The sequence below is a fragment of the uncultured Pelagibacterium sp. genome, from assembly GCF_963972885.1.
Classification (GTDB): Bacteria; Pseudomonadota; Alphaproteobacteria; order Rhizobiales; family Devosiaceae; genus Pelagibacterium; species Pelagibacterium nitratireducens.
On the sequence record NZ_CAXAXY010000029.1, the window covers coordinates 21,165 to 31,763 of the forward strand.

Consider the following 10,599-nt stretch of genomic DNA (forward strand, 5'->3'; position numbering starts at 1 on the left):
GGGACCAGGACGATATTCGCTCTGGTGCCGCCCACCCGCTCAAATTTGACCATTTTGCGGCGCCCTTAAAATCTCTTTAAGTGCTCACGGCTAGTCTTTGCCCCCATCGGCCTTGGGGAAAGAACGGCAAGATGGTGCGTGAGCCGACCTCTGAGCATAGCGCTGAAGCATTGCTGCTTGATGCGGCACTGCAAACGATTCCGTTCGGATTTTGCGTCTGGAGCGCGGATTTCGAACTGGTCATGTGGAACCAGCACTATCTCGATATCTACGGCTTTCCGCGCAAGTCGATCCGGCGCGGCATGAGCCTTTTCGAAGTCGTCGCGCTTTCAACCGCTCTGGGCAATCATCCCGATACCGATCCTAAAAGCTTTTACGATGCCTATACCGCCGAACTTATGGGCAACCGCTCGGGTCTTCGCGCCGTCAATCTCGAGCTGACGGCATCGCATCGCACGCTGGAAACCGCCCATATCTTTGCCCCGGGCCTTGGCTGGGTGGTCACCCATGAGGATGTCACCGAAGAGATTGCCCGCTCGGATATGATGAGCGAACGCAAGCGCGAACTCGAGCGCCAGTATGCGCTGCTCGATGCGGCGATCAACAACATCTCGCAGGGCCTGTCGATGTTCGACAACGATTTCCGGCTGGTCACCTGCAATGCGGAATTTGTCTCGATGTATGGCCTGCCCCCCGAGCTTGCCCGCCCCGGCGCAAACTTCGATGATATCCTGGAGCACCGCCGCAAGACCAACATGCACGCCCCGGTCGATCGCGATGCCTATCGCACCGAGCGCCAGAAGATCCTGACGGGCGGGCGGTTCGTGCGCGAAGTGGTCAAGATGGCCAACGGAACCTTCATCTCGCTACGCCACCAGCCGCTGAGCGGCGGCGGTGTGGTCACCACCCATGAGGACATCACCGACCAGCTCGCTGCCGAAGCGCGCATGCGGCACATGGCAACCCATGATGCGCTGACCGACCTGCCCAATCGCGGGCTGTTCCGCGAGGAACTCGAAACCGTGCTCAAGGGGCTCGAACACGGCAAACAGCCGGCGCTGCTTGCGGTCAATATCGATCATTTCAAGGCCGTCAACGACAGCGAGGGCCATGCCATTGGCGACAAGGTGCTGCGCAAGATCGCCGAGCGGTTGTCTCACGCCGTCGGGTCACGTGGCATCGTGGCCCGACTGGGCGGGGATGAGTTCAGCGTCCTGATGCCCAGCGTCGGTGTGCCTCACGAGGCGGCCGATCTGGCGCGGGCTCTCGTCAAGGCGATTGGCGAGCCTATCGTGTTCGGCCGCAAAACGATAAAGCTCTCGACCTCGATCGGTATCGCGGTCGCGCCGGGTGACGGCAAGACCACCGATGCGATCATGAACAATGCCGACCTGGCCCTGCTTCGGGCGAAATCGGAGGGCCGCGGCACATACCACTTTTTCGAAGCGGGCATGGATGCGACGCTGCAGCGTCGCCGGACGCTGGAAACCGGGCTGCGCGACGCTCTGGCCAATAATGGACTTTCGGTGGTTTTTCAGCCCATCGTATCGCTTCAAACCAACACAGTCGTGGCCGCCGAGGCCTTGATGCGCTGGGACCATCCCCAGCTTGGGCCCATCTCCCCGGTCGAATTCATTCCCATTGCCGAAGAAACCGGGATCATTCACGCCATCGGCGGCTGGATACTGGAGGCGGCGGCAAGGGCGGCAGCGCGCTGGCCCGGCCATGTGCGGGTCGCCGTCAATCTTTCGCCCATCCAGTTCAAGCGCCCCGATCTGATCGCCACCATAAGGGCGGCGCTCAAGGCGGCCGGTCTCGACGCTAGTCGCCTTGAGCTGGAGATCACCGAATCCCTGCTGCTCGAAAACAGCCAGTCCAATCTCGACCTGCTGCTGGCGCTGCGCGGGCTGGGCGTGCGGGTGGCCATGGACGATTTCGGGACTGGCTATTCATCGCTCTCTTATCTGCGGGCCTTTCCGTTCGACAAGATCAAGATCGATCGCTCGTTCATGGCCGATGTGGCCACCAAGGCCGACAGCCGCGCCATTCTGGGTGCCATGATCTCACTGGGCAACAATCTGGGCATGACCACGGTTGCCGAGGGCGTTGAGACGGCAGAACAGCTCGCCGTCGTGCGTGCCGAGGGCTGCACGCAGGTGCAGGGTTATTTCTTCTCGCCGCCCGTCGATGGTGCGACTATGCTGGCCCTGCTTGAAGCAGAAAAAAGCGACGCGCCCAGAAAGAGTGCCTGAACCCATTCGCGAGACGGAAAGCCAAAAGGCCATGCGCCGGAGTGTCCCCTATGCCGAACTGCTCGCCCTGGCGCGGCGCCATGCCCGGCGGGTCGATGAGGCCGAGGACGTCGTCCAGGAGGTTCTGATCGCAGCGGTTGCGGCGGGGCGCAATGATTTTTCGAACTCTTCGGATCGCCGCTGGATGGCCGGCGCCATTCGCAAGCGTTCGGCGTTCGACGCCCGCTCGGCCGCCCGCCGGCGTGAACGCGAGGCGAAATGGCAGGGCGAGCACCATCGGGTTTCCGCGCCGCAGGGCGATGCCCTTAACGTCATCCTCGCCGATTTGCCCAGGGGTTTGCGGGTCATCGCCGCGCTTGCACTCTCGGGTCATTCCAAAGCGGAAATCGCCTATCTGCTCGATCTGCCCGATACCGCGTTGCGGCAGCGCATTCGCGCCCTCAAGTTGGCTTTGGGGAAAAAGGGCGTTGCCATGCCGGCCGAAATGATCGGGCTCAATCTCGATCTGGCTTATGGCACCATAAGGGACGGCCTGCTTCCGGCGCTGCAACGCCACGGCGGCGCTTTTGCCAGCCACGACCCTGACGGGCATGTTTTTGTCGTTCGGTCATCGCGGCCCGCCTCACAAAAGGGGTGAGCGCGGCAACGAGGGGTGTTTCAACCCGTTTTCGAGGAGTCCACCATGACAATGCCCAAACTTGGCGCGCCCAGCCTTGTGTTTTATGTGTCCGACATCATGCGCACCGAAGCGTTCTATCGCGATGTGCTGGGGATCGATATCCAGCGCCGCGAGGGCGCCGAGCCGTTCTGGCTGGCCGCCGCGTTCGAGGGCGGCTTCGAGGCGATCTTTTTCGAGCAGGAGGGCAAGCGCGGCAACACGCCGGCGCTGGTTTTCGATCTGCGGGACGGCGGCATCGACGATGTGGTCGCTGCGCTGGCCGAAAAGGGCGTGACCATCGTCACCCCGGTTTCCGAAGCTCCGGGCGGCTGGAGTGCCGACTTTCTGGACCCCGATGGCTTTGGTCTGGGGCTCTGGCAGTCCCAAGACCTTCCGCGGTCGCTGAAATAGGGCTCTGATCATTTTGCCGTTTCATGGAAACGGCGCAACGATCCTCGTCTTTGTTTGTCGCGCTTCCGAACCGGATAAGTGGAAGCCATTTGTCCTGGAAGCACTCTGATCTGGCGTGGAGGCAGCCCGTTTTGCCCCCGCGCATGCCAGCCCTGCGCCGTTTTTCCTTGTTTGACGGGCCATCGTAGGGTATGGGCAGCCACATTATTTACTTCGTCGCGTTTCCGAACCGCAAAAGTGGGTGCCACTTTGGCTGGAAACACTCCGGTAAATCCCGAAAATGGCTGGCCCCCTTATGAGCTTGCGCAATATTGCGATCATTGCCCACGTTGACCATGGCAAAACGACGTTGATCGACGTCCTGCTGCGGCAGTCCGGCACCTTCCGCGACAACCAGCGCGTCGATGAACGCGTCATGGATTCCAACGATCTGGAAAAAGAGCGCGGCATCACCATTCTGGCCAAGGTCACGTCGCTGAACTGGAAGGACACGCGGATCAATATCGTCGATACGCCAGGCCACGCCGATTTCGGCGGCGAAGTCGAGCGTATCCTGTCGATGGTCGATGGCGCGGTTATCCTTGTGGACGCGGCCGAAGGCCCGATGCCGCAGACCAAGTTCGTGCTGTCGAAAGCGCTCAAGATCGGCCTTCGCCCCATCGTTGCGATCAACAAGATCGACAAGCCAGAAGAACGGCACAACGAAGTGCTCGACGAGATTTTCGATCTCTTCGTGTCGCTGGACGCCACCCCCGAACAGCTCGACTTCCCCGTTCTTTACGGTTCGGCCAAGCAGGGCTGGATGGCCGACGATCCGTCCGGCTCAAAGGAAACCATGGGTCCGCTGCTCGACAAGGTGGTCGAACATTTCGAAGAGCCCAAGGTCGAAGACGGCCCCTTCCGGATGCTGGTCACCACCATCGAGCGCAACCCGTTCCTGGGCCGTATCCTGACCGGCCGGGTATTTTCGGGCTCGGTCAAGCCCGGCGATTCGATCCATGCGCTCTCGCGCGACGGCAAGACTGTCGAAAAGGGCCGAATCTCGAAAGTTCTCGGTTTCCGTGGTCTTGAGCGCGAGCCGATCGAAGAGGGCAAGGCCGGCGATATCGTTGCGCTGGCGGGGCTTGAAACCGCAACTGTTGCCAACACCATCGCCGTGCCCCAGGTCTCCGAAGCGCTTGAAGCAAAACCTATCGATCCGCCCACCCTGTCGGTCACGTTCAGGATCAATGACGGCCCGCTGGCCGGCCGCGAAGGCGACAAGGTCCAGTCCCGCGTCATCCGCGAACGGCTGCTGCGCGAAGCGGAAGGCAATGTGGCGATCCGGGTGACACCGGGCGATGACAATGACAGCTTCGACGTTGCTGGGCGTGGCGAACTCCAGCTCGGCGTTCTGATCGAAACCATGCGCCGCGAAGGGTTCGAATTGTGCCTTGGCCGCCCCAAGGTGCTGTTCCGCGAAGAAAACGGGCAAAAGCTCGAGCCGATCGAAGAAGTCATCATCGACGTCGATGACGAATTTTCCTCGGTCGTCGTGCAAAAGCTCACCGAACGTCGCGGCGAACTTGTCGAAATGCGGCCCTCGGGCGCCGGGCGCACCCGCGTGCGGCTTTACGTTCCGACCCGTGGCCTGATCGGCTATCAGGGTGAATTGCTGTCCGATACGCGTGGCACGGCGATTTTCAACCGCGTGTTCCATGAATATTCGGCGTTCAAGGGCCCGCTGCCCATGCGCCGCACCGGTGTTCTGATTTCCAACGCCACCGGACAGGCCGTCGCCTATGCGCTCTTCAACCTCGAAGATCGCGGACCGATGCTGATCGATCCGGGCGTGGACGTTTACGAGGGTATGATCGTGGGCGAGCACAATCGCGAAAACGATCTCGAAGTGAACGTCCTCAAGGGCAAGCAACTCACCAATATCCGTACCACGTCGAAAGACGAGGCGATCCGGCTGACACCGCCGAAAAAGCTCAGCCTTGAACAGGCTCTCAGCTACATCGCCGACGATGAATATGTCGAGGTGACACCCAATTCGGTGCGCCTGCGCAAGATCCATCTCGATCCGCACGACCGTAAACGCGCTTCGCGTGCCGCGGCAGCCGAAGCTGCGGCCGGCTGAAATTTATAGAAGTTGATTTGGAATTTATGCGGAGCGGACCTATGTTAAAGGGCCGCTCCGCCCATATAATTTCAGAGGTGCCGTCATGAGCGATACTTCGACCAAGCAACGCACTCAGACAAAGCTCAAGACCGCGCGGCCCAAGCTGCACAAGGTCATTCTCATCAATGACGACTACACGCCGCGCGAGTTCGTGGTGAAGGTGCTCGAATCGGTTTTCCGGCTCGGCGAGCCGCAGGCGGAATCGATCATGATGACCGCGCACCAGAAGGGCGCGGCGGTCATTGCCGTCTATACCAAGGAAATTGCCGAAACCAAGGCCGAAGAGGCCATCGAGCTCTCCCAGCAGTTCGGCTTTCCGCTGATGGTCACGACCGAGCCCGAAGAATAGGGCCCGGTCACAGCGACCTCAATACCACTCGCCACGCACCACCTCGGTGCCGCCGCCTGTTTCATCCATCAGCAATTGCTCGAACAGGTCGATGTCGCTTTCCTGATAGTGATAGGGATAGACATAGGTGGGCAGGAATGCTGCCACGCCCGATGCCGCCTGTTCTTCTGTCATGGTGAAGGGCAGGTTCATGGGCACGAAGGCAACAGAGATATCTTCAAGCGCCCGCATTTCGGGAATGTCTTCGGTATCCCCGGCAATATAGACGCGCTTGCCGCCGATGGTGAGAATATAGCCATTGTCGCGGCCTTGCGGGTGGTATTGGAGCCGGTCCTCGGTGGTGTTGTAGGCCGGGATGGCTTCGATCTCGATGTCGCCGAAACTGTCGCTGTCGCCATTGGCCATTTCGCGGGCATTGGATGTCAGCGCTTCGGGCAGCATGGCAAAGACCGCCGGGTTGGCAATGATCTCGGTGCCATCGACGACCAGGGCCTCAAGCGTGGGCAGGTCGAAATGATCGCCATGCTCATGGGTGATGAGGATCAGGTCAGGGGGTGGCAGATCGGAATACAGTTCGGCCCCACCCACCGGATCGACATAGATCACGCCCGATGGCGTTTCGATCACCAGCGAAGCGTGGGAGATGGGATGGATGAAAAAATCGCCAGCGTCGGATGGATAAAGATCGCCCTCGGGCTGTTGGCCGAAAGCCGTGCGGGGCACAATGGTGGTGACACCAAGCGCGGCGAGGGTGGATAATCCCAGGCCGAGGGTCTGGCGGCGAGTGATGGGCATGGTCGCGTCCTCCAGGCAGCAAAATTGCTCAATGATGCTAACGCGCGGGTCAGGGAAAGGATCGCCTTGGCCCATTCACAATGGCGCGAGCGCACTCTGCAGGCAAAACTGATCTCGATTTTGCCGGCATTTGACTGTTAAGCTCGGCTTAATATGTGTGACGCGGGCTGCGGCCCAGGGGATTTTTCAATGCCGAGCCAGAACAACGCCGCCCGCATCGGGCAGACGATCAGGGGTCTTGAAACCACCACGCGCTTTGCCCTGGCGGTTCTGGCGCTGGCCAGCGGGGTTTACACCTATCTGGGGGTGCGGGGTCTTCTCGACGGCGACGCCAATTTCGTGTTTTTCGCCGCGATCATCTACTCGGTCGCGGTGTCGGTCGGCATCTATGTGTTCTGGAGCTACATGATGCGGTTCCTGCCGCTCATGCGCACCATGAGCCAGCGTCTGGCCATGACCGTCGTCATGGCCATCGGTTCGGTGATGATCGTTGCCATGAGTTCATGGCTCAACGCCGCCGCGCTGGCCGGTTCGGCCGCGCTCGAGCAGCACATGGCGGTGACGCTGGAGGATTATACCGGCGATCTCGACGCTGCCCATGCCAATGCGCTGGGCGCGCAATCGCTCTTGCCCGACGTGCAGCGGGCGGCGGATCGGTTTGCCACGCTGGCCGATGAGGAGCGCAGCGGGGGCGCCTTGACCGGATCGGCGGGCTCGGGCTCGGTCGTGCAGCTTTTAAGCCAGATGAGCGCCCAGATGACTTCGCTGGGCGCTTCGATTTCCAACTCGCAGGCCCGGGTCAACGAATTGTTCCAGACCGGCTCGGAGCGCCTGAGCGTCATGCGCGAGCTGGTATCGGCGCCGGGCGCCGTGCAGCCGCGAGCCGATGAATTTGCCGCCGAGATCGTCGCTCTGACCGGGGCGATCGCCGCCCTGCAGGAAACGTCGGTGGCGCCATCGGTGGCGCGGGCCGCCGAAGATCTCTCGCTTGGCTTCATTGCCCCTGTTGCCGATGGACAGAGCGCCGGGCTCGTGGTGCGTCAGGATGCGGCCATGGCCAATATCCGCGAGGCGGTGGCGGCCCAGTCCACGGCTTTGAGCGAAGCGGCCCAGGCGATCATTGATGAACCGCGCGTCGAGCCGCGCCGCTTCGTGCCGCTCTCGAGCGCCGAAGCCGTGCTGCGCTATGCGTCCGATTTCCTGCCCTCCTGGGCGGGCGCCATTTCCATCGATCTCTTGCCGGTGGTTCTGGTTCTGCTTTTGGCGGTGGCTCACGAGGCCATGCGGCGCGACGCCGAGGCGCTCGACGATGCCGAAACCCTGACCGCCGCCGACATGATGCGGGCTGTGGCGCTGCACAATCAGATGATGGCGAGCGCGGTACCATCGGAACGGCTTGAGCCAGAAGACGAACCCGAAGTCGAACCGGTTGTTGAGCCCGAGACGGCCGAGCGGGCCGAAGCGAATAAGGTCACGGAGACCGAGGCCAAGGACGATACCGTCACCACCATTCCCGCCTTCCAGCGCAAGCGCGGCGACGGGCCGGCGCGATCATGAGCAGCCTTGGCACTCCCGCGCCGCAAAAAGGCGCGACACGGGGGTTTATCGCGCGGATCGCTGCGGTCGAGGATGGAGCGATCCTCAAAACCGTGTTCTTTGCCATGCTGGCCGGTGCGGCATGGGTTCTGGCGAGCGACTATTTCGACCTCAACGCGATGCAACCCGGCGATATGGCGGTTGCGCCCGGCGATCCGCTGTTGCCGGCCGTCGACCGCCCGGAAATCGACCCCGACAATCCCGCGTATCGACCACTCGAACAGATCACGACGCCACCCGAACAGCTTGCCGAACCGCTTTCGATCGAATTGGTCGGCGGCGGCGTGCTCATGCTTTCGGGCACCATTGTTCCGGGTGCCGCCACCCGGTTTGCCGACGAGATCGAGAGGCGGGGCGGTTACGTTGAAACCGTGGCGCTCAATTCGCCCGGCGGGTCGGTGGAAGATGCGCTGGTCATTGGAAGGCTGATCCGGGAAAACGGCTTTAGCACCGCCGTGGGCGATGGTGCGCTTTGCGGGTCGTCCTGCCCGCTGGTGCTGGCCGGTGGGGTGGATCGGATCGTTTCCGACAACGCAGCGGTCGGTGTGCACCAGATTTATGCCGGCGCGGGCGGCGATGAAGTCGGGTCGGCTCAGGCGATGTCCGATGCCCAGACGGTCTCGGCCCGTATCGCGCGCTATCTGGAGGAAATGGGCATCGATCCGCTCGTTTGGATCAATGCAATGGAAACACCGCCCGACCGGCTTTACTTCCTCACCATGGACGAGATGGAACAGACGCGGCTGGCCGCGCTGTCCTGACGTTTGCTCTAGAGCGTGTCCAGCAAAAGTGGAACCGGTTTTGCGGTTCGAACACGCGACAAAACAAGGCTCTAGGCCTGCCGGATCGCGGCCACGCCGAAGCTGGACCGTGCAGCCAGCCGCACGCAATTGCCGCCGGCCCTTTCGGCCTCATCGAGCGCCCACAGGCCGCGCGCCAGCAGATCGGCATAGACCTCGCCCTTCTCGCGCTCGGTGATTCCGATGCTCAGCGTGACGGGGTGGTCGGGTGCGCTCAGCCGTTCACTGGCGGCAAGGCGCAGGCCCTCGGCGGTTCGCCGTGCCGCCATGAGATTGGTCTGGGGAGAAAGGATGGCGAAGTCGCGGTCGGCCATGCGTCCCACCAATGCGTCCCTCGATACATGATCTGCGATCAGTTCGGCCATCGCCTTTAAGGGTATCGCGGCGGCCTGCGATGGCGCGCCCGCCTTGATGGCGATGAGGGTCAGGGTCAAATCGTTGCGCTCGGTTGCCTCGGTCTCGGTCAGCGCCAGCGCGCGCCGTTCGGCATGAGTGGTAAAGCCCTCGCGGTTGAGCAGGCCGGTCTCGGCGTCGCGTTCGGCTTTCTGGATCAGGCGGCTTGCGCTGTCGCTCAGCATGAGCGCCAGGCCGCTGGTCGACAGGATCAGCAGAAGGACCGCTCCCGATGCCGTCGACAGGCCGGCGTAAACCGTTGTCGAGAAGTCCGAAGCCGTTGATCCGACACCGCCGGTCCAGAGCGCGAGAAAGGGCTTGGCCATGAAATGGAGCGCAAGGACGAGAAAGAGCCAGATGAACAGCCAGTCGAGTGTTTTCTTGGCGCGCGAGCGCCAGATGACCGACAGAGAAAGAAGGCTCAGGAGCGCATAGGGAATCTGGTAGAGAAACTGGCGGGTGAAATCCTCACGCGGCAGGTCGAGGATAAGCCAGTAGAGCAGGGCCGATGCGGCCGCTATGGCCCAGCCTCCGCCGGGGTGCAGATCGATGCGGTAGCGGGTGGCCAGCCCGTAAGCGACAAGAATGAACATCGCGACCATGGCCAGGGCAATCACCATGCGCGTCGGTCCGGGGTAAATGCCGGTGGTCAGAACGATTTCGCCGAGGAAACTGATGGCGGCCGCGGCGAAGGCGCCCGAGAACCAGAGAGCGCCGCGATTTTTGGGATCAAAGTGCGCAAGAGCCAGAAATGCGCCCGATTTGATCGTGCACAGGGCCACGATGACCCAGAATACAAGCAGCGCGCCAGTCATGGTAGGCAGTCCAAAGTTCGTTGGCACCCTTGTTTTTTAGGACAAGGGCAAGTCATTGCGCCACGCCCTGAACAGCCCAGCACATTGGCGTAACCCGTTCGGCCTGGGTCTGCCAAGCCCATCTTTGTCGCAACATTTGGGGTGGGGTCGTCGTTGTCAGGCAAAGCGCGGCAATTGGAGACCCCGGAAATGGCAAAAGTGCTCAGCGAACTTCAGGATATCAGGGAATGGACACAGGCCCGCGGCGGCAATCCGATCATGGCCGACATGCCCGACACGGGTGGCAAGGACCAGCACCTTTTGGGACTTACCTTCGACCAGCATATGCTCAACGCCGATGCAAACGAAGGTCCGGATCGCCCGGGC

Annotated in this window: 9 protein-coding genes; 7 read left to right on the top strand and 2 right to left on the bottom strand. The window is 61.8% G+C overall.

All coding sequences use genetic code 11. The annotated features are described in order from the left end of the window. Positions 1-131: 131 nt before the first annotated feature. The 5 genes from AACZ55_RS07125 (at position 132) to AACZ55_RS07145 (ending at position 5,834) form a co-directional block, all read left to right on the top strand. Positions 132-2,252: an EAL domain-containing protein gene (locus AACZ55_RS07125; RefSeq protein WP_339644624.1), complete on the top strand. Its 2,121-nt coding sequence runs from the start codon at positions 132-134 to the stop codon at positions 2,250-2,252. Between the two features lie 31 nt (positions 2,253-2,283). Then, on the top strand, positions 2,284-2,889 hold the full coding sequence (locus AACZ55_RS07130) for a transcriptional regulator (protein WP_338608465.1): 606 nt from the start codon (positions 2,284-2,286) through the stop codon (positions 2,887-2,889). A gap of 45 nt (positions 2,890-2,934) precedes the next feature. Next, positions 2,935-3,321, top strand: a complete 387-nt coding sequence (locus AACZ55_RS07135) for a VOC family protein (RefSeq protein WP_338608466.1) — start codon at positions 2,935-2,937, stop codon at positions 3,319-3,321. Positions 3,322-3,616: 295 nt separating this feature from the next. Continuing rightward, a complete protein-coding gene (gene typA / locus AACZ55_RS07140; protein WP_339644626.1) occupies positions 3,617-5,443 on the top strand; it encodes a translational GTPase TypA in 1,827 nt (608 codons plus the stop codon). Between the two features lie 85 nt (positions 5,444-5,528). After that, the gene (locus tag AACZ55_RS07145) at positions 5,529-5,834 is read left to right on the top strand and encodes an ATP-dependent Clp protease adaptor ClpS (protein ID WP_338608467.1); all 306 of its coding nucleotides are present in this window, start codon (positions 5,529-5,531) and stop codon (positions 5,832-5,834) included. Between the two features lie 18 nt (positions 5,835-5,852). Here the strand turns inward: AACZ55_RS07145 and AACZ55_RS07150 are convergent, their stop codons facing one another. Next, positions 5,853-6,629 (bottom strand): MBL fold metallo-hydrolase, encoded by a 777-nt coding sequence (locus tag AACZ55_RS07150; RefSeq protein WP_339644631.1) that lies wholly within the window; start codon positions 6,627-6,629, stop codon positions 5,853-5,855. 189 nt (positions 6,630-6,818) lie between these two features. Between AACZ55_RS07150 and AACZ55_RS07155 the strand changes: the two genes are divergently transcribed. Continuing rightward, entirely contained in the window at positions 6,819-8,186 is a 1,368-nt protein-coding gene (locus AACZ55_RS07155; protein WP_339644634.1) for a hypothetical protein, read from the top strand. Next, complete coding sequence (locus AACZ55_RS07160; RefSeq protein WP_338608470.1) at positions 8,183-8,986, top strand: ATP-dependent Clp protease proteolytic subunit; 804 nt, start codon at positions 8,183-8,185, stop codon at positions 8,984-8,986. Before AACZ55_RS07155 ends, AACZ55_RS07160 begins: the two co-directional genes overlap by 4 nt. A gap of 71 nt (positions 8,987-9,057) precedes the next feature. On the opposite strand, the gene AACZ55_RS07165 is transcribed toward AACZ55_RS07160, so the two are convergent. Further along, positions 9,058-10,233, bottom strand: coding sequence for a GGDEF domain-containing protein (locus tag AACZ55_RS07165; protein WP_339644636.1), 1,176 nt, complete (start codon positions 10,231-10,233; stop codon positions 9,058-9,060). Positions 10,234-10,599 lie beyond the last annotated feature (366 nt).